At 37.3% G+C, this 22067-nt stretch carries 22 protein-coding genes; 19 read left to right on the top strand and 3 right to left on the bottom strand.

Features of this window, described 5'->3' with window-relative positions; all coding sequences use genetic code 11:
- Positions 1–180 precede the first annotated feature (180 nt).
- The 7 genes from ACDD58_RS03555 (at position 181) to ACDD58_RS03525 (ending at position 6682) form a co-directional block, all read left to right on the top strand.
- Positions 181–483, top strand: coding sequence for a DUF3847 domain-containing protein (locus tag ACDD58_RS03555; RefSeq protein ID WP_370775835.1), 303 nt, complete (start codon positions 181–183; stop codon positions 481–483).
- Positions 483–1958 (top strand): MobQ family relaxase, encoded by a 1476-nt coding sequence (gene mobQ, locus ACDD58_RS03550; protein WP_370775834.1) that lies wholly within the window; start codon positions 483–485, stop codon positions 1956–1958. Before ACDD58_RS03555 ends, mobQ begins: the two co-directional genes overlap by 1 nt.
- Positions 1955–2581, top strand: a complete 627-nt coding sequence (locus tag ACDD58_RS03545) for a CHC2 zinc finger domain-containing protein (RefSeq protein ID WP_370775831.1) — start codon at positions 1955–1957, stop codon at positions 2579–2581. The genes mobQ and ACDD58_RS03545 overlap by 4 nt, the downstream gene beginning before the upstream one ends.
- Complete coding sequence (locus ACDD58_RS03540) at positions 2547–3833, top strand: VapE domain-containing protein (RefSeq protein WP_370777440.1); 1287 nt, start codon at positions 2547–2549, stop codon at positions 3831–3833. The genes ACDD58_RS03545 and ACDD58_RS03540 overlap by 35 nt, the downstream gene beginning before the upstream one ends.
- A gap of 114 nt (positions 3834–3947) precedes the next feature.
- A complete protein-coding gene (locus ACDD58_RS03535; protein WP_278883487.1) occupies positions 3948–4304 on the top strand; it encodes an excisionase in 357 nt (118 codons plus the stop codon).
- Positions 4305–4423: 119 nt separating this feature from the next.
- Positions 4424–5623, top strand: coding sequence for a site-specific integrase (locus tag ACDD58_RS03530; RefSeq protein ID WP_278621661.1), 1200 nt, complete (start codon positions 4424–4426; stop codon positions 5621–5623).
- Between the two features lie 567 nt (positions 5624–6190).
- Entirely contained in the window at positions 6191–6682 is a 492-nt protein-coding gene (locus tag ACDD58_RS03525) for a hypothetical protein (protein WP_370775826.1), read from the top strand.
- 42 nt (positions 6683–6724) lie between these two features.
- Here the strand turns inward: ACDD58_RS03525 and ACDD58_RS03520 are convergent, their stop codons facing one another.
- Positions 6725–7318 (bottom strand): hypothetical protein, encoded by a 594-nt coding sequence (locus tag ACDD58_RS03520; protein ID WP_176934752.1) that lies wholly within the window; start codon positions 7316–7318, stop codon positions 6725–6727.
- A gap of 812 nt (positions 7319–8130) precedes the next feature.
- On the opposite strand from ACDD58_RS03520, the gene ltrA reads away from it, so the two are divergent.
- From ltrA to ACDD58_RS03495, 5 genes are all read left to right on the top strand, one after another.
- Positions 8131–9414, top strand: coding sequence for a group II intron reverse transcriptase/maturase (ltrA, locus tag ACDD58_RS03515; protein WP_241070849.1), 1284 nt, complete (start codon positions 8131–8133; stop codon positions 9412–9414).
- Between the two features lie 297 nt (positions 9415–9711).
- Positions 9712–9963 carry a hypothetical protein gene (locus ACDD58_RS03510; protein WP_176934751.1) on the top strand — a complete coding sequence of 84 codons (252 nt, stop codon included), beginning with the start codon at positions 9712–9714 and terminating at the stop codon, positions 9961–9963.
- Positions 9954–10613: a recombinase family protein gene (locus tag ACDD58_RS03505; protein WP_370775822.1), complete on the top strand. Its 660-nt coding sequence runs from the start codon at positions 9954–9956 to the stop codon at positions 10611–10613. Before ACDD58_RS03510 ends, ACDD58_RS03505 begins: the two co-directional genes overlap by 10 nt.
- A gap of 340 nt (positions 10614–10953) precedes the next feature.
- Positions 10954–13986 (top strand): hypothetical protein, encoded by a 3033-nt coding sequence (locus ACDD58_RS03500; RefSeq protein WP_370775820.1) that lies wholly within the window; start codon positions 10954–10956, stop codon positions 13984–13986.
- Positions 13987–14112: 126 nt separating this feature from the next.
- Complete coding sequence (locus ACDD58_RS03495) at positions 14113–14292, top strand: hypothetical protein (protein ID WP_370775818.1); 180 nt, start codon at positions 14113–14115, stop codon at positions 14290–14292.
- Here the strand turns inward: ACDD58_RS03495 and ACDD58_RS03490 are convergent.
- Positions 14285–14581 carry a helix-turn-helix domain-containing protein gene (locus ACDD58_RS03490; RefSeq protein WP_370775816.1) on the bottom strand — a complete coding sequence of 99 codons (297 nt, stop codon included), beginning with the start codon at positions 14579–14581 and terminating at the stop codon, positions 14285–14287. The genes ACDD58_RS03495 and ACDD58_RS03490 overlap by 8 nt on opposite strands.
- 137 nt (positions 14582–14718) lie before the next feature.
- On the opposite strand from ACDD58_RS03490, the gene ACDD58_RS03485 reads away from it, so the two are divergent.
- The 5 genes from ACDD58_RS03485 (at position 14719) to ACDD58_RS03465 (ending at position 20141) form a co-directional block, all read left to right on the top strand.
- The gene (locus ACDD58_RS03485; protein WP_370775813.1) at positions 14719–15156 is read left to right on the top strand and encodes a hypothetical protein; all 438 of its coding nucleotides are present in this window, start codon (positions 14719–14721) and stop codon (positions 15154–15156) included.
- A gap of 105 nt (positions 15157–15261) precedes the next feature.
- Positions 15262–16782 (top strand): hypothetical protein, encoded by a 1521-nt coding sequence (locus ACDD58_RS03480; RefSeq protein WP_370775810.1) that lies wholly within the window; start codon positions 15262–15264, stop codon positions 16780–16782.
- A gap of 175 nt (positions 16783–16957) precedes the next feature.
- Positions 16958–17194, top strand: coding sequence for a hypothetical protein (locus ACDD58_RS03475; protein WP_118599679.1), 237 nt, complete (start codon positions 16958–16960; stop codon positions 17192–17194).
- Positions 17194–17751, top strand: coding sequence for an aspartyl protease family protein (locus ACDD58_RS03470; RefSeq protein ID WP_118599677.1), 558 nt, complete (start codon positions 17194–17196; stop codon positions 17749–17751). The genes ACDD58_RS03475 and ACDD58_RS03470 overlap by 1 nt, the downstream gene beginning before the upstream one ends.
- A gap of 137 nt (positions 17752–17888) precedes the next feature.
- The gene (locus tag ACDD58_RS03465; RefSeq protein WP_370775806.1) at positions 17889–20141 is read left to right on the top strand and encodes a hypothetical protein; all 2253 of its coding nucleotides are present in this window, start codon (positions 17889–17891) and stop codon (positions 20139–20141) included.
- A 70-nt stretch (positions 20142–20211) separates the two neighbouring features.
- Here ACDD58_RS03465 and ACDD58_RS03460 read toward each other — a convergent pair whose 3' ends face one another.
- Positions 20212–21150 (bottom strand): hypothetical protein, encoded by a 939-nt coding sequence (locus tag ACDD58_RS03460; protein WP_370775804.1) that lies wholly within the window; start codon positions 21148–21150, stop codon positions 20212–20214.
- A gap of 299 nt (positions 21151–21449) precedes the next feature.
- Between ACDD58_RS03460 and ACDD58_RS03455 the strand changes: the two genes are divergently transcribed.
- Positions 21450–21695, top strand: a complete 246-nt coding sequence (locus tag ACDD58_RS03455) for a hypothetical protein (protein WP_370775801.1) — start codon at positions 21450–21452, stop codon at positions 21693–21695.
- 29 nt (positions 21696–21724) lie between these two features.
- A complete protein-coding gene (locus ACDD58_RS03450; protein WP_370775798.1) occupies positions 21725–21916 on the top strand; it encodes a hypothetical protein in 192 nt (63 codons plus the stop codon).
- Positions 21917–22067: the final 151 nt, after the last annotated feature.

The following is a 22067-nucleotide window of genomic DNA, read 5'->3' as shown; positions in this document are numbered from 1 at the left end:
CAAATCACTACCGCATCGGGGAAGTCAGGCGATGATCCGGAAATAATCTGGGGAGCCGACCAAGAGCGTGACAACGGCACAGTCCAAAACAGTCTATAAGGCTAAAGAAACCAGAGGTTACCTGCCAGGAAATGATGAGGTGAAATGACAAAAATGAATTTTGGATAAGGAGGATTTCAAATGGAAGAAAATGAAAAGTTACACAAAATTCGTGCAGAGCTTGAAAAAGCAAAACAAGAAAAACAACAGGCAGAGAGGCAGATGGTAAGAGCAGAGAACCGTTTGAAGTATCGTGAGAATCTGAGCAGGAAGGCAAGAACGCATAGATTAATTGTGCTTGGTGCGGTTATGGAACAGTATTTTCCTGAACTGAAAGAGTTATCGGAAGTACAGCTTGGTCAGATGATGGAGCATCTGGATATCAATGCACTTCATGGAGCGTTTCATAAGGCATTAGTAAATAGCAGACAGGAGGATTGCTGATGGCGATTTATCATTTTCATGTAACACAGGTTTCCAGAGGGAAGGGGCAGTCAGCAATCGCAGCAGCAGCGTATCGAGCTGGTGAAAGACTACAGGATCATTATTATGGAGAATATGCAGATTATACAGCAAAAGGTGGAGTGGTTTATACCGAGATTATAGCTCCAGATTATGTGTCGGAGTCTTTTCGTGACAAGGAAACGTTATGGAATGAAGTAGAGAGGGTAGAGAAGCATCCGAAAGCACAGCTTGCATATAGCTTTGATTTTGCGCTTATGAATGAATTTTCAATGGAAGAAAACATTATACTTGCAAAAAGATTTATAAAAGAAAACTTCATTGCTAAAGGGATGATTGCAGATATGGCGGTTCATAAGCCAGATAAAAAGGAAATAGACAATCCTCATGTTCATGTACTCTGTCCAATCAGACCAATGAATACGGATGGAACATGGGGAGAAAAGCAGAGGAGAGAATACCTTTTTGATGAGGACGGAAAGCCTGTTCTTGATGGTAGAGGACACCAGAAATTCAATGCAGTTCCTACGACAGATTGGGGCAGACCGGAAACGTTGGAAGCATGGAGAAAAGCCTGGGCGGATATGGTGAACGAGGAATTTCAGAAAAAAGGAATGCTGGAGAGGATTGATCACAGGAGTTATGAGGCACAGGAAATTATGTTGATTCCACAGATTCATGAAGGCCCAAATGTACGAAAAATGGAGGCAAAAGGAATTCGTACAGAGAAAGGAAGTCTTAATCGTCTGATTAAAGAAATCAATCAGGGAATTCTTTTGTTAAAGGAAAAGGTCAAAGATATTATGGATGTTATTTCTGAACTATCTGAGGAAATGCATAGAAACGAGAAATCCACAAAATCAGATCTTTCACAGTGTTTACAAAAGTATTTTGCGGACAGAAATGAAACGGCTGAATCTTATAATTATGGAAAGAACAAGGCAAGAAAAACAAATTTAAAGAAAATGGCGGAACTATTGGTTTATCTGGAAGAGCATCATATTTCGTCTATTGAAGAATTGAATAAACATGTGAGAGATAAGAAAGCAGAGCTTGGAATACTTGGGCAAGTGAATCGTCGGAAGAAAGCGGATATTGCAAGAAGCAAGGAAAATCTCAGATATTTAAACTGGTATGAAGAAGGAATTCCGGTAATAGGTGAGATTGAAAAAAGAAAATTCAATAAGGCAAAGGAACGCATCAAAGCAGAAAATGGCGATACGCTGCGCAGATATCATATAGCAAAAAGAATTCTCACAGAAAGAGAACTGTTAGGGAAAATGGATAAAACGACTTTACAGCAGAAAATCAGCAGTTTGGAAACAGAAGCAAAAGAGAACTATGCCCAGTATAAGTCATTGGCGAGAGATATTAAGCAACTTCAGGATATCTGTATGTTTTCCAAGAAAACCAAGGAACAGAAGAGGCAGAGAACAAAGGAGGAGAACAGCTTATGAGATTGTTTGAAGCAGTAAAAGCAAATGTAACTGCAAGTCAGGCAGCAGCTTATTGCGGATTTACACCTAATAGGTCAAAGATGATATGTTGTCCTTTCCATAATGATAAGCATCCAAGTATGAAAGTTGATAAGCGATATTATTGCTTTGGATGTGGAGAATATGGAGATGCCATAGATTTTGTGGCGAAGTACTATGATTTATCACTTAAAGATGCTGCGATGAAACTGGCGGATGATTTTGGAATTGATTATGACAGGAAGATACCGGCATCTATAGAGATAAAGAGGGCACAGATAAAACAGAATCAGGATAGATTGCAAAAAGAGCAGATCCGGGATTTGTGTAAGGAACTGTCGGAATTGCATTCATTCTTAAGAGAAAAGAAGCAACAGCCAGTAACAAATGGAAATTTTACAATACTAAAATCTTATATTGATGATTTTGAATATGTGGATTATCTCTATGAGCATTACATCTTGGAGGCATCGGATCAGACGCGGAAACAAGATTACAAGCATGTATTGGAGGAGGTTATAAGAATTGAGCGAAAATACGGGAAAGAATACAACGGGCGAAGTATACAGAATGTTGGAATTGTCGGAGAAAAACAAGCCATTTAATACGATTGACAATGCAGTTTTAATACTGAATAATGATCCGTTATTTGCTGGAAATATCAAGGATAATCTTTTTAGGGAAAGAATAGAACTGGATGGAAATATGCCGTGGAGCAGGAGCTATGTGGATGTAACGGATAAAGATGATATTCATATAAGGCATTATATAGAAAAGACGTATCACTACAGGAATGATAAGGCTGTGCGTGATGCTATGCAGATTGTGGCAACGGAGAATGAATACCATCCAGTCAGAAATTGGTTGAAATCGTTGGAGTGGGATGGCATAGAGCGTGTGCGATATGCATTGCCCCATTTTCTGGGAACATCTGGGAGTGATTATGAGTATGAATGCTTGAAATTATTCATGCTTGGTGCAATCAGCAGGATGTTCAAGCCGGGATGTAAATTTGAATATATGCTTTGTTTGGTAGGAGGACAGGGAGCCGGGAAATCTACATTTATCCGATTTCTATGTATGCAGGACAGGTGGTTTACGGACGATATTAAAAGGCTTGATGATGATAAGGTGTATGAGCATCTTATGGGACACTGGATATGTGAAATGGCGGAAATGTTGGCTGTACTGAATACAAAGTACAACGAAGCGACTAAGGCATTTTTAAGCAAACAGTACGACAATTACAGAAAGCCATATGGAACGAGGGCGGAAGATATACCGAGACAGTGTGTCTTTGCCGGGACTTCTAATGTTATTAACTTCCTGCCACTTGACAGGAGTGGAAATCGTAGATTTTTACCTATTATGTGCGACTCATCTAAAGCAGAGGTACATATTCTGGAAAATGAAGCAGAATCCCGTGCTTACATTGAACAGATGTGGGCGGAGATGATGGCTTTATATGGAGATGGGAAAATCCGACTGAAACTTCCAAAAGAAATCGAAAAGAATCTGATAGAGTATCAGAGACCATTTATGCAGGAAGATACCTGGACAGGATTGATTCAGGAGTGGCTGGATCATACTTCAAATCAAGTGGTCTGTGTGCAACAGATTTATAACGAAGCTCTGAAAGAAATCGGAAAACCGAGAAATAGTGAAGCCAGAGAAATAGGACAGATTATGAATGGAACAGTTTCAGGGTGGAAAGCATATCCCAATCCGAGAAATATCCCTGGGTATGGAAAGCAGCGTGGATGGATGCGAGTGGAAACAAAGTCCGGAAACAGTGACGAAACATTTGTATCTGTGGATGCAACGCAGATGGAGATACCCTTCGATATTGAGAAATAGGGCATTTCAGAGAGCGGGCAATTATAAGATGGAATGAAAAATAAGTTTTGAGAGTCTGTTGCCGGACTTTGTTTCCAGACAATGTTCTGGTAAGCGGACTTGGAAAGGAAAAGGATGAACCAGATTAATTTATATATGGAGAAAAATATAACTCCCAAAGCAATACCAATAATCGTGCCAATGGCTTATCAGGCGATAGGCATGTTGAATCAAAAAATAAATGAAGCACAGATGATAACACATACATTTGCTAAGGAGAAGAATGTTGCAGAGGAAGCATCGGTTCCTTTGTGGAAACGATACGCACTTAGTATTCCAGAGGCGGCAAAATACTTTGGCATTGGAGAAAAAAGATTGTATCAGATTATTGCAGAGAATGAAGGAGCGGATTTTATATTGGAGATTGGATCCCATATAAAAATCAAAAGAGAATTATTTGGTAGGTTTCTGGATAGAGCTACATGTGTGTAGGATATATCAGAATTCTGCCATGGAAAATCGGCGATTTTATTATGTCAAAAGGACTCCCTATATGATATACTTTTCGTATCGGGTAGTCCTTTTCTGATCAAGAAAGGAGACTAACTAATATGAGTGAAAAAAGGAGAGACAGCAAAGGACGTATATTACACAACGGAGAGGTTCAACAAAAAGACGGAAGATATCGATTTAAATATTATGACAGCACAGGAAAAGATAGATATTTATATAGCTGGCGCTTGGACAAGAATGATAAAACTCCTGCAGGAAAGCGTACAGGTCCATCACTAAGAGAACTTGAGAAAAAGCTGCAGGCTGATATGTTTGACCACATTGTTACAAATGGCGGAAATCTGACAGTGCTAGAACTGGTTGAGAAATATGTTGCAACACGAACCGGTGTCAGAAATTCTACGAGAGCCGGTTATAAAACTACAATCAATTTCCTCAAAAAAGATTCTTTTGGTAGTAGAAGAATCGATACAGTCAGAATTTCAGATGCAAAGTTATGGCTGATTGGATTGCAACAGCAGCATGGGAAAAGTTATAGTGCGATTCATTCCATAAGAGGTGTGCTTAGACCGGCATTTCGGATGGCACTGGATGATGATCTGATCAGGCGTAATCCATTTGAATTTGAATTGGCAACAGTGATTGTTAATGATAGTGTCACAAGAGAAGCTATTACCCGGGAACAGGAACGTAAATATCTGGAATTTGTAAAGAATGATGCTCATTTTAAAAGATATTATGAAGGAATCTTTATTCTGTTCAAAACAGGACTTAGAATCTCTGAGTTTGTAGGATTAACAATTAAAAATATTGATTTTACCAATCACAAGATTATTGTGGATCATCAGCTTATCAGGACAAGCAATATGGCTTACATGATTGAAGCTCCAAAGACTGAGAGTGGTGTAAGGGAAATTCCAATGACACCAGAGGTTGAGGATGCATTTCGAACAATCATCAAAAAGCGCAGGAAACCGAAAGTGGAACCAATGGTAGAGGGATATTCAGGATTTTTGTATCTGGATAAGAATGACATGCCAATGGTCGCACTTCACTGGGAAAAGTATTTTCAGCATATCCTGCAGAAATATAACAACATCTACAGAGTGCAAATGCCAAAGGTGACACCACATGTGTGCAGGCATACGTTTTGCTCCAATATGGCAAAAAGTGGAATGAACCCCAAGAGCCTGCAGTATATTATGGGACACTCGGATATCAGTGTTACCTTAAATACTTATACACATGTAAAATTTGAAGATGCACAGGAAGAAATGCGTAAGATACAGGCTGTGTAAAAGCACAGGGGCAAAACAAGATTTTGTACCCCTGTTTATGCCCCTAATACTGACGATATTATGCCGGATTATGAGATGATATGCGATTATGTTAAAATGCAGGAAATCCGGAAAGCCAGTAAAATCAATATATGCGGACTTATGCGAGGTTATGCAACAATGATAAAAGTGTTATTCATCTGCCACGGCAGTCTATAATAAAATGGTTAGAATGTAGTAAAATAGGGATTTTGAACATTTTGTAATTAAGTTTTTACCTATGATTTACTTATTTCGTTTTTGTGCCTAAGTATGTATAAAAAGGATAGAAATGAGAGTTTGTTGCAGTAGCTACAGACTCTCTAATTTTATGCATAAAAATGTGAAATGACAGAGTGGTTACACATTCTGCCATTTTTCAAATCAGTAAGTAGTTTCCGTCACTTCGTATATTCCATAAATAAATCCTTGGCTATTCCCACCACTGACACCACACTTTCCCAGCGTTATTGTATTAAATGTAAGGAGGGCAGTAAAAGAAAAGCCCGAAACAATAGAATAAAATGCAAAGCGCAGGAGGAAAACAATATGTGTAGAAAATTAGTAGTAACAAATGAAATCTTTTTAGGAACAAGAGCTATCTGTTATGAAGCGTACAGCTTACCAAAGGGAGAAGTTGTAGAGTTAACAGAAAAGCAGATTAAGGACACTTTAAAAGGTTTTACAACAGATAGGGTTTATGGTTTGAGATTATCAGAAGCAGGAGAGTTGGAACTTGATACAGATGACTTTTTCACAACAAACATGATGAAAAAGATTCATACAAATACATTAGTTCCAATGGTCGAGGATGATTGTTTAGCAAACCTATTTTATATTGTGATTGGAACACATAAGGAAAAAGGAAATACAATGTATGATGTGATTTCCTCACGCTATGAGCGAACCAGTTTCACAGAGGAAAAAGTGAAAACATTACTCGATATGCATATCATTAGTGCTGGTGCAAAAATGCAGGATGGAAAAGTAGTGGTAGCGCCACTAGAAAAACCAAAAGCACCAGAACCGACAAATGAGTAAATTATGTTTCGTGGGGCATCATTATGGATGCCCCAATAGAAATTATAAAGTTATTCCATGTTCGCCTAAGATTAGAGTTAGACTTCTACGTTTTTCAATGTCATCTGTGCGAACTAATGTAAAGCCTTGCTTTTGTATTTCTAATAAAGTTTCTCGTGAAATATCTGCCCGTTCACTTAATGCGTTGAGAGTATCGTCACTCATGGGAACTTTGCGAAGATACCACCAGAAAGGTAAATCTATGTCGCCTTTTTGAAATTTGGTTGTATTGATAAAGATTGTATCCTTCTTATAAGATACTGGAACTGGTACAATTTCCAATATTTTATTTTCCATATGCTTATAAAATTCGTCTAATTCATTATTCACAAGAATTTTATTCAAAAAAACAGAGGGTAGTTTTGGTAAATATTCTTTGCGGATGCGTGTGTTCATGGAATTTAGCGTTGTAAAATAAAATTGCTTTTCAGTACTTAATATCATTGTTAAAGTGTTTGAATCAGGGTCAAATGCATCAAAATAGAGGTTGACAGTTACACCATTATAGTCGTATCTGTATTTGACACATGTACTTTTCCCTTTAAATCCCAATTGTGAGTAGTCATTTAGTAATTTGGTTCTTACATTTTTTTGCATAGCAGTCATCTTTCCTTTCTTAAAATAAAAAAGAGTACAAATCGACTTGAGGCTCAAGATTTTGTACTCTTTACTGGTTGCATATTTGATTAACGTATATTTAACATACTTGTATTATATTAGGCATTACATATTTTGTAAATATATGTAAAAATTAAATTTTTCTAAAATTACATATATATGAACAAACTATCAAAAAATAATCTATTTGTTCTTCATGTATTTTAGATATTACAAAGTAAATTAGAATAAAAGAGCATTGGTTTGGCGTGTGTATATGAAGTCAATAATTAAGATACCGACTATCAGAAATGGTAGTCGGTATTTTTGGTTTGCGCGCCATGGGCGCGCTCTAATGGGTGAAAGTCCCGAACACGCCTAGGCAACGAGGAAGTGTATAGCAGAACAGCAAGGGTGTCCATCGTGAGGTGGAATCTGAAGGAAGCTGTAAGCAAACTCTTGGTCCGACGGACAGAAATCACATATAAGGCTCGGAAATACGGATAAGTCTGCCAAAAGAGATGAAGTCCTAAAGTTGCTGGAAGTACGAGTAAATGTGGCGGATAGATGAGAGGAAAGAGCGTGCACCTTAAGCGTGGAGGTCTCACAGGGGTTTCATTAGCCTAGTAACAACGAACTGTGAGAAGTCAGCCGAGCCCATAGTAGTGAAGAAGTCTCTGTAATGGAGATGGAGCAAAGGGGCGAACAATCAATAAGTTTGAGTATGTCTCGTATTGCAGAAGAGATAACATCTGCCGTAACCAATCGGGTAAAAGATGGTCAAATCAAGCGAGACGGAAAGGAAAGAACGCATGGACACAAGTAGTCTAATGGAGCAGATATTATCTAGCGATAACCTCAACAGAGCATATCTGCAGGTCGTACGAAACAAAGGTGCAGAGGGAGTGGACGGAATGAAGTGCACAGAACTTAAGGAACATCTTGCAAAGAACGGCGAAATCATTAAGGAGCAGCTGAGGACAAGAAAGTATAAACCTCAGCCAGTACGGAGAGTGGAGATACCAAAACCCGATGGCGGTTTCAGAAACCTGGGAGTGCCAACAGTAACAGACAGATTTATACAACAAGCTATTGCACAGGTCTTAACACCAATCTATGAGGAGCAGTTCCATGATCATAGTTATGGATTCAGACCGAACAGATGTGCACAACAGGCAATCCTGACAGCACTTGATATGATGAACGAGGGCAACGACTGGATTGTAGACATTGACTTGGAAAAGTTCTTTGACACAGTAAACCATGACAAGCTTATGACCATCATAGGCAGAACTATAAAAGATGGAGATGTTATCTCTATCATTAGGAAATATCTTGTCAGTGGAATCATGATTGATGATGAGTATGAGGATTCTATTGTGGGAACACCACAAGGAGGAAATCTTTCACCATTACTGGCAAATATCATGCTGAATGAACTTGATAAGGAAATGGAAAAGAGAGGGCTTAACTTTGTACGATACGCGGATGACTGTATTATTATGGTCGGAAGCGAAATGTCTGCCAATCGTGTAATGAGAAACATATCTCGTTTTATTGAAGAGAAACTAGGACTCAAAGTTAACATGACCAAGAGCAAAGTAGATAGACCAAGAGGATTGAAATATCTGGGTTTCGGATTCTACTTTGATTCAAGAGCACACCAATTTAAGGCAAAACCACATGCAAAATCAGTAGCAAAGTTCAAGAGGCGAATGAAAGAACTCACTTGTCGTAGCTGGGGCGTTAGTAACAGCTATAAGGTTGAGAAACTTAATCAGCTTATCAGAGGGTGGATTAACTACTTTAAAATAGGTAGTATGAAGGTGTTATGTGCCACGCTCGACCAAAGCATAAGATTTCGATTGCGCATGTGTATATGGAAACATTGGAAAACTCCACAGAATCGCGCGAAGAACTTAATAAAGCTAGGGGTATATAAGAAACTAGCGTACTCAACGGCTTATAATGGTGCGAGAATCGCACACTGCTGTCAAGGCGGTGCCATGAATGTAGCCGTTACAAAAGAAAGACTAACCCGTTTTGGATTAATCTCAATGTTAGATTACTACACCGAAAGGTGTGTTACTTGTTAAGTTGACTGAACCGCCGTGTACCGAACGGTACGCACGGTGGTGTGAGAGGTCGGGAAATCACTCAGATTTCCCTCCTACTCGATTGTTTCAATAGGGTATACTCATGTGACTTAGCAGAAAGGATATACAAAAGTATGTCAAGAGGCTATGATTTGCAATTTTGAAATATTTCAAGAAAAGCAGATATCTTATTGAAACAGAATATGGCAAGCGTGGCAATTTGGTTTATACATCCTAAGTAGCATTGAGATTAATTATAAGAAAAATTATTTTTTTATGAGAGAGGAAGGAAAAAGCATGGAGCAGGCAAAAGAGAGCATTAAGCGTCAAAAGAAAAAAGTGTTTAGAAATTTCATTGCATTAATGATAGGCAGTTTAACTTTACTGAGTTCTATTGCAATAAAATTTAATTTTTCATATGCCAAGATAATAGTTAACTGCGCAATAATAACAGTGCTTTGTAATCATTATTTGCATATGAAAATCTATTATCTCAATAAAGAACTTAAAAAATTGCAGAGCAAGGAGGAAACAAACCCATGTCACTAAAATACGCCTACTGTAGAATATCTACAACAGACCAGAATATAGACAGACAAATCATAGCAGTAAAACAATTTGCACCAGATATATCAGATAACAACATATTTGTTGATAAGAAAACAGGCAAAGATTTTGAGCGTGAGCAGTATCAGGAAATGAAAGTCATTCTTGAGCATATTTCCAAAGCCAGCTTGAAAAACGAACCCATTGAGTTAATTGTGGAGGAACTTGACAGACTTGGTAGAAATGCAGATTTAATCAAGAAAGAACTAATGTGGTTTAAAGAGCATAATATCATAGTTCGTATCTTGGAAATACCTACAACGTTACATGAGGTAGATGAGAGTAATCGTTGGGTAACAGAAATGGTTACTAATTTATTGATTGAGGTATATGCACAGTTAGCACAGGTGGAACTAGAAAAAAGAGCGAAGCGACAGGCAGAAGGAATAGCAATAGCAAAGTCAAAAGGTGTATACAAGGGCAGGAAACCAATCCAAATAGACAATGAGCAGTTTGTAATAAGTTACACCAGATGGAAAGCAAATGAAATTACAGCCAGACAAGCCATGTTGGAACTCAACATAAAAGCTAATACTTTTTACCGAAGGGTAAAAGAGTATGAAACCAATAAAAAAGCAATCAGTAACACTTGAAAAATTCAGTAATTACATCCCTGCTATTACATATTAAAAATTTTAGCTACATTCAGAGGGCATGATAAGTGATTCCAGCAATATCAAAAAATGATAAGTTTGTATGGGTGATTGAAAATCTAGGGTAAATTTTCTTCACAGACTTCTGAACGATAGCAAGCAGCATAGGTGCATTTCAGTAGGATGCATTGTTGTTAAATAGTGTAGTAGCATAGGGGTTAAAATTTTTCGAGTAAATTTCAGAAGTGCAAAGAGACCGATTTTTAATCTGCAAAAGACTTATTATGTATTGCAAAACATTATGAGTTAAAAATACCTATCTTGTAGAGGAGAAAAAGCAATGAGAAAGCAAAGCAAACATAAAAAAAGAATATTACAAGCACTTTGTTTAATGATAGCGCTTTGTGGTATGAGTGCATATGCAATGAATGTCACTGGTTCAAACGAAGTTGCTAATATTTTGAGAAGTTCATCAAGTGTTGAAACGCTTACTATAGATCCTAATGGTGGTTCAGCCACACATATTGATGGAACGACAATAACAAGCAGCACGTCAAAATCTCTTGGCTCGTTAATTGGTATTGGAGAAACAAAGTCATTTTCTACAGGAAAGCAGACAATAGATATAAAAGGAACTTATCATTTTGAGGTTCAAGGTGGAAAAGGCGGTTCAGCAACCATTACAGGCATAGGAACAGCGCAGGGTGGAGATGGTGTAACGATAAAATCTAATTCAGTATCAATATCAAAAGGAAAAGAGCTGACATTTCATGCAGGAGCGACGAGTAAAGATGTAACAAAACCAAAGATAGCTGCATTTAACGATGTTAGTGGGGCAAATCAATTTGGTGGAACAGGAACTGATGTATATAAAAATGGTGGATCTGAATATGGCGTAAGGGATTTCTATCAAGCAGTTTATGGGGATGGAGGAAGTTGTTCATATGTTAAGTTTAGCGGTCATTCAATCTATGCAGCAGGCGGTGGAGCAGGAACAGTTTATCACTATGAATATGCCGGACTTCCTAATACATGGAAGGGGCATGGAACATTAAAAGGAAAAAGTGCACCACTTAGTACTGCTGATAAAACAACAGAAGCAAACTCCATAGACTTTGATTTAAAATATACGAAGACATATGGCGGTAGCTTTACAGGTAGTTCGGGTTTATGGACTTCTGGGATAGGAAAGGGAGCAGGAGAGGGATATAAAAATGGTGTATATGGAGCTGTTGGTTCAAATGCAGTAGCTGGGGGCTCATGTGGTCAAAGCCATGTTCAAGGGTTTACAGTTACATATACGAAAAATACAACAGCTAATTCCTATGTAAAAATGACATGTGACAGTAAAACATTTATAATTAGTGATCCAACTAGGACAGGATATACATTTGATGGGTGGACAGTAGTTGGTGATGGCATAACCCAAACAGATAATGGTACATCTACTACTTTTACAAAAAATCAAGCAGGTAATATGACGATAACAGCAAATTGGACACCAATTCCCTATAAGCAGATTGTAAAAGTACGTTACCAAAATGCAGATGGCACATGGGGAATTTATTCAGATGTAATAAATGCAAATTATAATTATGGATCTACAGTTGCGTGGTCAAGAGCAGCAGATGCGACCTATAAAGCGGCAAGCATTTCTTATACTGTAACAGGTGCAAATACAAAGTATGTTTCTGTTTATAGAAATATATATTTGCAAATAGTAAAAGTACGTTATCAAAATGCAGATGGCACATGGAGCAATTATTCAGAGGTAATAAATGCAAATTATTTATATGGTTCCACAGTTGCGTGGTCAAGAGCAGCAGATGCGACCTATAAAGCGGCAAGCATTTCTTATACTGTAACAGGTGCAAATACAAAGTATGTTTCTGTTTATAGAAATATACATATAGTTACCTTATATAAAGGCACTGGCATTGATTCTGTGACAGGTGCAGGAACTTATTTTTATGGACAAACAGCAACCATTAATGCTACATTAACAGTTGGTTATAAATGGATAAATTGGACAGGAACTACGACATATTCTAATATAAGTAATTCATTTACAGTAGATGGAGATAAAACATTCACAGCAAATGCAGAGCCAATCACCTACACAGTAAGATTTAATGGTAATGGCAACTGGAATACATCCCAAGGCTCTTATACACAGCAATTTACATATGATTTGCCAGCAACACTCACACCAAATAAATTTACACGACCAGATAATGCAACGTACAACAGTGTAAATTATATAAAAGGTTATGAGTTTATTGGCTGGGGAACATCAGCAACACAGAAAACAGCAACCTACATTGATGGTCAAACAGTAAGTAATTTGAAAAATACAGATGGAGCAGTACTAGATTTATATGCTATCTGGAAGAAACCAATTACCCTCACTATTAATTTTAATGGTGGAAAATTCAATGATAGTACAGCCAATCAGGTATTAAATTACACAATGTACAATTCAGAATTGAATCACACATTTGATATAAAAACATACTATGGAGGCTTTAAAAATAATCGTATCAGCGCGAATAAAGGCATAAACAACAAGCTAACCAAAACAGACACCAATGGAATACAGTACAGATTCCTAGGATACAGTTTAAACCCAAATGCCACAGTTCCAGACAGTAACTTTGATGTTTATTCACTATCAAGAACAGAGAATTACACCATAAGAGATAACACAACCCTTTATGCAGTCTGGGAGCCAGTTCTACAAATGACAGTACAGTTATCAGCACCACAGCACTCAGGAGTGATGCAGTTGACAAGTGATGTTCCAGTCACCACAACCTTAGGAAATTTCAAAATACCAAGTGGCACCAGAAGTACAGATATCCCAAGCAGTGCAACAGCCTCAGTAAATTCAGCAACAATAGGTACTAACGTAACCAACAAGGATTTAGTAACCTACACAGTAAGTGCCAAAGGAGCTTCAAATATTAAGTTTAGCACAGCAGCAGATTCTAGAATACTAGATATATACACCCATGGTAACAACAATACATGGTTTGACAAGTTAAACACCACAGATAAATTCGAATATACAATAGATAACTTTTCAAGCACAACAAGTAGTTTCGCAATACCACAGTATATAGGGACTAAAAAGAGTTACAAGACTAGCAATCCAGAATCAGCCACAGGTACATCGGTATATGCAATCAAGTTTACCTGTACCCAGCCAAGCTACTATTACAGTAAATATTGGAACAGCCAAGAGTCAACAAGTGTTTATAGCATCCTATTTTTAGAACCAACACTTCCGGATGACAGTAACAATGGAGACATAGTTTTGCCACCATCAGCAGTAGAAGATGGAGCCTATGAATTTGAAACCATCTTAAATTAAGCAGAAATAAAAAGCAGAAAAGCAGTAGCCGAAAGTGACTACTGCTTTTTCTCTGCAAAAATACCTTGCAATCCCCATCTTCCAGCGTTACCATCCAACTCCACAAAGGGGAAAGGAGTAAAATTCATGGAACATCAGGAATTAAAAGAAAACCTAGAGGAGCAGATAAGAGATGCATTGAATATTTTGCAGCTCCTTGAAGTTGAACTCTCAGCGAATGAGGATGATGAACACATAATCAGAACTGTATCTATCATAGAAAAGATACTGAAGTCAAGCTTAGAACTGCTAAAGCATATCAATTAGAATTACGAAAACATTCAGCAGTCATTTTTAAGGCTTTTATTTGTTTATCAGTCAATCCATCAAGGGAAAGAGAGTTTTTATCGCTTGTATCAATATTAAGAAGATAGTCTACAGAGGTCTTGTATTGACCAGCCAATTTTACAAGCACGGGAAGGGAGGGAAGTCGCTCATTACTTTCATATAAACCAATGGTGCTTACAGACACACCAACTAATTCAGCAACTTGCTTTCTTGAAAGCTGATTTCTAACACGCAAAGTTTTCAGTTTGTACCCTAAATTTTCAAGCATAACCAGACCTCCACAGTTATATGCACAGTTTATCTAGTTATATGCTACAATAGGTTGTTAAATACTGCTAAAAGTAGTAAAATGCAACTAATACGAATATTTCAATACAGTAAGTAGAAAACAGTGGAGGATAAACTATGGGTACACAACAGGCATTAACAACAGAGCAATTAGAGCTTTTAATAATTATTGATGAAATTGAAACATTTGATAGGGTACATCCAGATAATATACCAGCTGGCGGAATAAAAGAGATACTTAATAATAATGGCATTATGAGTCCAGAGGACTTTAGCAGAATAGCAAATGTATTAGGATATTATGGGTACATACATAATGGTGATGAATTGACAGTGGATGGCAAACAATACATTGAATTATTTAAAGAGTACTTGAAACAAAAATCAGAGGATATAAAAATTGAGCATGTATCATTTTCATTGTTGAATATTGAAAAACTTAATTTGACTTTATTTGACAGCCTTGGAAAGATTAGCTTTCTTGAAAATATAGGGGAAATATCAAGTTTGATAAAAGATGTTGCACAGGCAATAAAAAGAGCTAAGCATAAATAAAGGCAGTTTAATAAAAAGAAGTAGTTTCTAATTTGTTCATTTTTAAGTTTAGGGGGCATCGTAAAGATGCCCTCGCTCATTATCTAAACAGGAGGTACATACACAATGAGTGGCAAGTACATGAAAATTAAAAGAGTAATCATTCCCACAATTACCATGCTAGTTATTGCATCACAGCTTTTCGGGTGCGCATCAGCATCCAAGAAAGATGCATACAATATGCTCCAAGAATCCACTGAAATAGAACTGGAATATGCAGTCCCCGATTATGATAGCAACACAGAGGAATCCAAAGTCGAGTTGCTCCCATGGTTGCAATTATCTAGTTTAGAGACACACCCAGAATTAAGAACAGCCTTTGAGGAGCTTATCGGTGTAACAACAGAAGAGGATGGAACAAAAAGTGGTGTAGTATACACCGATGAAAATGGGGATAGAAACCAGAATAATACTTTATTCAATGCATTAGGCAACACCAGCTTCACAATTAATTACATCAGAGATGCAGAGCAAATCGAGAAGCTGGAAGAAATAGCCAACAATGAATACACAGACATTGAAGAAAACCAAGGTGTATCAGCGGTAATCAATGCCTACTTTGAATTATTACCAGACCAAGAGGATGGACAGTTTGATGGAGATGCCACCATTTCAAGAGCACAAGCAATGGCATTGTTAATGAGAGCAACCACACCAGTCAACGAAGCCCAAGCCCCAGAAGAAGATGCAGACTTCATAAAAGCAGTAGGTGAAACGCAATATACCAATTTTGCCGCACCAATGAATGAATACACCTACCTCAACACCTCAACTGGTTTAAATGACAAAACCTTCAACACCACAATGTCACGAGGCGAATACATTTACCTGTTAGCCAAATACATTTATGGTGATACCTATGCACAGCGTATGGAAGAAGCAGGAAAAGAAGATGAAAGCTTATCAACAGATGTAAAATTAACCACAATAAAAGATGGTGGAGACATTTCCTTACAAGAAGCAATTAACAACGTAGAAAATGGTTTACCAACAGATATGTACCAGACATTAGCAAGAGCAGTTGCACTTGGTTTCATAACAGAGGACAACCTCAACTGGGATGAAGCAATCACCAAATCCGAAGCAATCACCCTTTTCATTGATGCAGCAGAAGTTTACTACAATACAACTAAATCAACTTCCACTACGGCAGATGATAATATAGTAGTAGATGATACAACATCAAGCTTTGAAATAGTAGAGCAGGGGGATTACCCAGATAGTCGTTCTGATCATCAAGCAAACTGGGATATCTATAAGAATTATTTTGATGACTTTTCAGTTTATGGTACAGATACAGCAGGTAAAGGATTAAATGATTTACCATATGGTGGAGATACAGGATATGACCCTAAGGGTACAATACTGCAGGAACGTACCACAGACAAAGGCTATACAGTAATGTATGACACCGACACAGGCAAAGTTTATTATTCCTCTATGATATTGCCAACGGGCGATGTATATAACGAAATCACATCTGGTAAGGCATTGGTTCAGTATATCCTTGATAACGATATATTTTCAGTATATGATTTAACATATTCTCAGTTTCAAGAGATTTTGGGTATATACAACGGAGACTAATCTGCAATAATTTTTATTAAGAAACGCACCATTTCATACAAAGGTAGGTGCGTTTCTAATATAAAGTAACCAAACGAAAAATTTTTCATAAAATTTTTAAAAGCATAGATGCATTAATTTGTAAATTGCCTATTTTTGCGTTATAATAGAAAAAAATAGATAGGAGGTTTTCGTTATGGCAGAGAGATTAACTAGAGAGCAAATGGCAAAAAAATATCCGAATCAGTGGCTAGGCATAAAGAATGTCAAATATAAAAATGATGATGGAATAACACTTGAGTCAGCGGACGTAGTAGACATAGGGAAAACCAAAGAAGAACTCCTTGCTATGCAGATAGCAGGAACGGATGGTATAATTGGATGGTATACTACAGAAAATAACTTGCAGTTGGGATTGGTAGGTGTTCTTTAATGCAATTGACATTACAATTAGATGCCACATCAAGGAGACCAGTTGTTAAATTAGGTTGGTTTAATGGATGTAGAGCGTTATTAGATACAGGGGCACTATTTCCGGTCTGGACTTCTGATGGCAAGCTATTACAGCAGTTAGGAGCAAAGTTGGAAAAGGAAGAGGTTACTTTTGGCGGCTTTGGGGGAAAGGCAAAAGGTTCCTTATATAGAGTGGATTTTAGACTAGGGGAACTTGTTTTTAAGGATATGCCGATTGTAGCTACAGATATGAAAGATTTAAACTGTCATTTGATATTATCAGCTACAATGTTTGATAAAATGATCTATGAAATTGATGCAGTAAATCATAAGTTGAATATAGATACCAGAGATAATCAACCAGTTAGGTTATTAAAGATTTCTGATGATAATGGGAAAATATCTGTATATTTGGCTGGAACTTATGAGAATGTGGAAGAGTATACACAGACAGTAGTTGATAATACACTGATAGATATTGTAGATACAAATGGCAAATCATTATCTGATGAAGATTTGATAAAGGAATTATTTTAAGGTCATCCTCTCAAAAAAGTATACTTATTTTAATATTAGATTTTTTAATGCACTCCATTTTTTGTGGGTGCATTTTTTCATGCCATTCCCTAAAGAAAAGTAAATTTATATTTTTCATTATTTTAAGGAGGAGCAGCATGGAAAAGAAACAAGCAAACAATTCTAAAATAAAATACACTCTGCTAAGTATTTTATTTTCAATACTGTTTATTTTCACAGCACTGTATGCATCGGATCCCATCGAAGCATATGCAGATGATGACGAAGCAACAGGTGGCAGTACAGTCAAATGGGATATAGATGGTAGTTCTGAGGATTACATTTACATTCCGGGACGTATTTATTGGGGCGGTTCTAATACCCGAACAGGAGTACTCTTTTACTGTGTAGATAATGAAACCGGCACGGTAGTAGATGGTACTCAAACAATATTATATAATAATTATGTAGATGAAAACGGCGATAGATGGAAGTCGATGATTACAACTCAATCTGGCAGTGGAAGACTAGCTAACACATCAGTAAGTAGTCTTAGGGCACAGTATTGTTCATTGTTACAAAACTCTGGCGATTGGACAGATGGCGGTTCTGCATTCAAATCATGGCTCGAGGGTGACTCAGATGTAACAGATGGAGGTCGTATACTTACAAATGCACAATATTTAGTAAAGCAGTATGCACCAAATGCATTTGACAAAGTCAACCACAACGAATATTCAGTCTGCTTTGAGGGTATGTATGGTATGGCAATGTATATAGTTAAGGACGGAATGGATGTAGTTCGCAGTTATGGAGAAACTTGGGCGCATCGTAATTATCCAGACATAACAGATGAAGAAGAATTAGCTAAACTTTCAATAATAAAATACTTTTATACTGAAAAAGAGTTTGTAACAGTGCTTAATCGTTTGGGTGTAGATATAACTCAACGTCATGGAGCTACAGGAACAGCTAACTATAAATGGTTACAATCCTGTGCAAAGTATTTTAATACATCTGAGGAACATTTTGGCATTCCAGCAGCTTCAAAAGCGGGTGAGGACGTAACAAATCAAGAGATGCTTAGTACAGGTTGGAATTTTGCAGTTATTGAGGTTTCACTTCCACCAATTCATACTTATTGGGAAGCATATGGAACACCAGGAAACACAGAACCACCAGATCCAACAGCAGCTACGGATGGAGATTGCATAATCAGAAAGCTCTATTACACAGAGGAATTGGCATCTGATGGTACGGTAATTACAGAAGCCAAAGATTACCATTCATACAAACAAGAGGGTACAACCAATTATATTGTAATAGATACTGAAAGTGATTATGTGTTAGAGGGTTGGAAAGCAAGCAGTACGAACAGAGAACTCAATATAAAGGACAATTTTTATTCCATATCAGCAACACAAAGTGGTGACTCAGCAGAGGAAATAGAGATAGACGTAGACAATGGGGTAAAATATGTTTATCTTCTCTTCAAAAAAACAGAAGTCAATCCAAATCCTTCTCAACCATATGACTTCCAGCTCCAGCAATCCCAAATCACCAAGCGAGTTACATTCCTTGATGGTACAGGACCAGCCAATACCTCATCCTTATTCACCCACAACTTCACATGGACAGCATCAGCCCCAACCCAAACATCCTGCACATCCCATGGAGGTAACGGACACCATCTAAACTGTAGTAAAGAATGGGATGAAGAACCACGAGAAGCATCTGGAACCCCAGGAACCCCAGGATATGATGCAGGCTCCTCAGGAGTAAGACACTCCCACTCCAACTCATGTTATGATACCCCATGTACCTCATGGCAATGGACAGACAACACCACCAGCCTAGGCATCACCCTTGATACCTCCTCCATCAACAAAGCAGTAGTCTCTAAAAATAATAGCATCACCTACAACCAGCCAGCAGTAAACACCATAACCACCAGCAACAAATATTATAAGGACAACACCAGTACACGTTCAGGAACCTCACAAAACACCCAATCAATCAGTAACTTCAATTACATTACAGTATTGTTTAGAGGGCAAGATCACCTCACCTTAGCAGATTGGAAAAATGGTGGAGCAATATCCTACTTAACGAGCTTGGCATATGACTCAGCATATAACTTTAAATCAGCCAACACCCCACAGGGCACACGCAAATCTGGTACCGAGTATAATGAAACCTTTGCAACTAGATTTATAAACAAGTCACCTGATATGTCAACTACTTATAAGGCAACAGTTGGTTCAGCTGGAATATGTTCAACCACATCCTCATCCTACAGATTTGACACCAGCACTGCTCTCACCATTAATGATATTGTAGTGAATGACCCAGTAGGGTTTATTTTTTTGCACATTTTTAGAACAACAGACACATATAAAATACAATCATAATTCATCAGATAAAATCAATTCACATGTGACAGCTATGGTCATATTCATACTATATTTATATTAAAAACAATCACTTCTTTTTCGCAACAATGGGCTTGGCAAACAGCTCTGCAAATCCCTTATGTGAAACCAGATAGTTTATATCATAAGCTTTAGATAGTGAAGGCAGTTTGCCTTTCTTATTGACACTATGAAGCGGATAAGGAATATCATCACTTTGCAGTATCTGACGCAGATATTCATAAGCCATATCAGCTTCTTTTTCATTCCAAGACCTTAGCACAATTTTATTCTGCAAGCCTTTTGAGTTTAGATAGCCTTTTTCGCCCTGCAATTCTTCCCAAGAGTTACGCTCCATATTATCAACGCAGTAGGAGACTTTTGTATCAAATTCATCATATTTTGTAAGCACAGTATTATGAACAATACCATAAGTCCAGAGGTCATGAATAGTTTTGCCAGATACTGTTTCATCAAAATTACAAATCATATGATAATGCCAGTTCTTATTGGTTTGTCGGCTGAACACAGCGAGATACCGAAAATCATCATATTGGTGTCGTATACGTTTGATAAATTTCTGGAATGCTTTATGACAAGTTTGTAGGTCATTTGCATTATTAACTATTCGACTGTCAAAAGTCAGTGTGACAAATTGTACATTTGGAATTATAAAATTGATATATGCAAGGGTTTTAAAGGTAGAGCGTCTTTTCTTCACACGCTTTGCATAGTTGTAGGTTGCATATTTGCCAGTATTCTTTTTGGCAGAACTTTTAAGAGTATTTTGTTTATCGTTTTCTTTATTATCTTTATCATTTTCAGGTGGAAATGGAGTCAGTACAGTCTTTAGTGCATCACTCATGGGTGCAGGGATATAATCGTCTGGTAAGCTATCATCAACCCCTAAGCGTTCTTTGTATTCATTTGCAAAATCGTCTGATACACCAGTCCATGTGGTTATCTTTGTACTTCTGTTTGTAATTTCCAGCTTGAAATGTTCTGCCATACTTTTTCCTCGCTCACAATTTTATAGATTCATAATAGCACAGATTAGTATTGTTTGGAATCATTGTTGATTAGACCGATAAAGTAGGCATTTGATTCAAATTAATATATACACCCACTCAAAGCGAGGAAAACAAAAAAATACTGCTGATAGTATGGAAATACATTTGTTAATGTAATCAATACAGTTACTAAGCAAATTAACATGAAGAAATGCTGCAAAGTAAAAACTCCTGACAGTATTCAGCACTTTATATTGAGAAGAAAGAAAAAATATTTTTGATAAGGAGGAGCAGAACCATGCAGGTAAAATTCAAAGGCTACAAAGAGAAAAGTAAAATCAACATCTCTATGGTTATCCCAACAGGAGAGCAGAAAACAGTCATTACAATGGAGATGCCACAAGGAGGAGACTGGAGGGCAGATATGGAATGCTATGATAAAGTCTTATCTGCGTATGAGGAACGCTTGAATAAAGCAATGCAAATAGCACAGCTACAACAGCCAACAGAGCAATCAAAATTAGAACAGTTAGTTGCAGAGTAGACAAAGTAAGCATAAAGGAGGCAGTTGCTATGGGATTAAGATTCAAGAGTTTCCGAAGAGGAAACATAATAGGTTTAACAATGATATATCCAGATGGAAGGTGTTGCAATGTAATGTTTGCAGAAGTACCAGTAGATGGAGACTGGAGAGCAGACGTAGACTTTTATGATGAAATAGAACAAGCCTACAAAAAGCGTTTGCGCAGAGCACTTCAAAACTAAATACAATTCAACACATGCAAAAGCATTACCCCAGCGGTAGTGCTTTTCTTTTGTCTATCACAACCTAAAATTGCTACAGTTTCTAGGACTAGTGAGAAGGCTCTGAAAAAGCAGATTTTTATATCACTTATAAAAATGTGGATTTTTGAAA

The organism is Roseburia sp. (assembly GCF_041325975.1).
GTDB lineage: Bacteria > Bacillota > Clostridia > Lachnospirales > Lachnospiraceae > Roseburia > Roseburia rectibacter.
This window is presented reverse-complemented; position numbering and strand designations above follow the sequence as displayed.

What these genes read in the sequence shown, in the direction of transcription:
- ACDD58_RS03460 (WP_370775804.1), bottom strand. Translation starts at nt 21,150, where the DNA reads ATGGCAGAACATTTCAAGCTGGAAATTACAAACAGAAGTACAAAGATA.
- ACDD58_RS03510 (WP_176934751.1), top strand. Translation starts at nt 9,712, where the DNA reads ATGGAGCAGGCAAAAGAGAGCATTAAGCGTCAAAAGAAAAAAGTGTTT.
- ACDD58_RS03470 (WP_118599677.1), top strand. Translation starts at nt 17,194, where the DNA reads ATGCAATTGACATTACAATTAGATGCCACATCAAGGAGACCAGTTGTT.
- ACDD58_RS03465 (WP_370775806.1), top strand. Translation starts at nt 17,889, where the DNA reads ATGGAAAAGAAACAAGCAAACAATTCTAAAATAAAATACACTCTGCTA.
- ACDD58_RS03535 (WP_278883487.1), top strand. Translation starts at nt 3,948, where the DNA reads ATGAACCAGATTAATTTATATATGGAGAAAAATATAACTCCCAAAGCA.
- ACDD58_RS03525 (WP_370775826.1), top strand. Translation starts at nt 6,191, where the DNA reads ATGTGTAGAAAATTAGTAGTAACAAATGAAATCTTTTTAGGAACAAGA.
- ACDD58_RS03495 (WP_370775818.1), top strand. Translation starts at nt 14,113, where the DNA reads ATGGAACATCAGGAATTAAAAGAAAACCTAGAGGAGCAGATAAGAGAT.
- ACDD58_RS03545 (WP_370775831.1), top strand. Translation starts at nt 1,955, where the DNA reads ATGAGATTGTTTGAAGCAGTAAAAGCAAATGTAACTGCAAGTCAGGCA.
- ACDD58_RS03555 (WP_370775835.1), top strand. Translation starts at nt 181, where the DNA reads ATGGAAGAAAATGAAAAGTTACACAAAATTCGTGCAGAGCTTGAAAAA.
- ACDD58_RS03455 (WP_370775801.1), top strand. Translation starts at nt 21,450, where the DNA reads ATGCAGGTAAAATTCAAAGGCTACAAAGAGAAAAGTAAAATCAACATC.
- ACDD58_RS03480 (WP_370775810.1), top strand. Translation starts at nt 15,262, where the DNA reads ATGAGTGGCAAGTACATGAAAATTAAAAGAGTAATCATTCCCACAATT.
- ACDD58_RS03520 (WP_176934752.1), bottom strand. Translation starts at nt 7,318, where the DNA reads ATGCAAAAAAATGTAAGAACCAAATTACTAAATGACTACTCACAATTG.
- mobQ (WP_370775834.1), top strand. Translation starts at nt 483, where the DNA reads ATGGCGATTTATCATTTTCATGTAACACAGGTTTCCAGAGGGAAGGGG.
- ltrA (WP_241070849.1), top strand. Translation starts at nt 8,131, where the DNA reads ATGGACACAAGTAGTCTAATGGAGCAGATATTATCTAGCGATAACCTC.
- ACDD58_RS03500 (WP_370775820.1), top strand. Translation starts at nt 10,954, where the DNA reads ATGAGAAAGCAAAGCAAACATAAAAAAAGAATATTACAAGCACTTTGT.
- ACDD58_RS03505 (WP_370775822.1), top strand. Translation starts at nt 9,954, where the DNA reads ATGTCACTAAAATACGCCTACTGTAGAATATCTACAACAGACCAGAAT.
- ACDD58_RS03475 (WP_118599679.1), top strand. Translation starts at nt 16,958, where the DNA reads ATGGCAGAGAGATTAACTAGAGAGCAAATGGCAAAAAAATATCCGAAT.
- ACDD58_RS03490 (WP_370775816.1), bottom strand. Translation starts at nt 14,581, where the DNA reads ATGCTTGAAAATTTAGGGTACAAACTGAAAACTTTGCGTGTTAGAAAT.
- ACDD58_RS03450 (WP_370775798.1), top strand. Translation starts at nt 21,725, where the DNA reads ATGGGATTAAGATTCAAGAGTTTCCGAAGAGGAAACATAATAGGTTTA.
- ACDD58_RS03530 (WP_278621661.1), top strand. Translation starts at nt 4,424, where the DNA reads ATGAGTGAAAAAAGGAGAGACAGCAAAGGACGTATATTACACAACGGA.
- ACDD58_RS03485 (WP_370775813.1), top strand. Translation starts at nt 14,719, where the DNA reads ATGGGTACACAACAGGCATTAACAACAGAGCAATTAGAGCTTTTAATA.
- ACDD58_RS03540 (WP_370777440.1), top strand. Translation starts at nt 2,547, where the DNA reads ATGTTGGAATTGTCGGAGAAAAACAAGCCATTTAATACGATTGACAAT.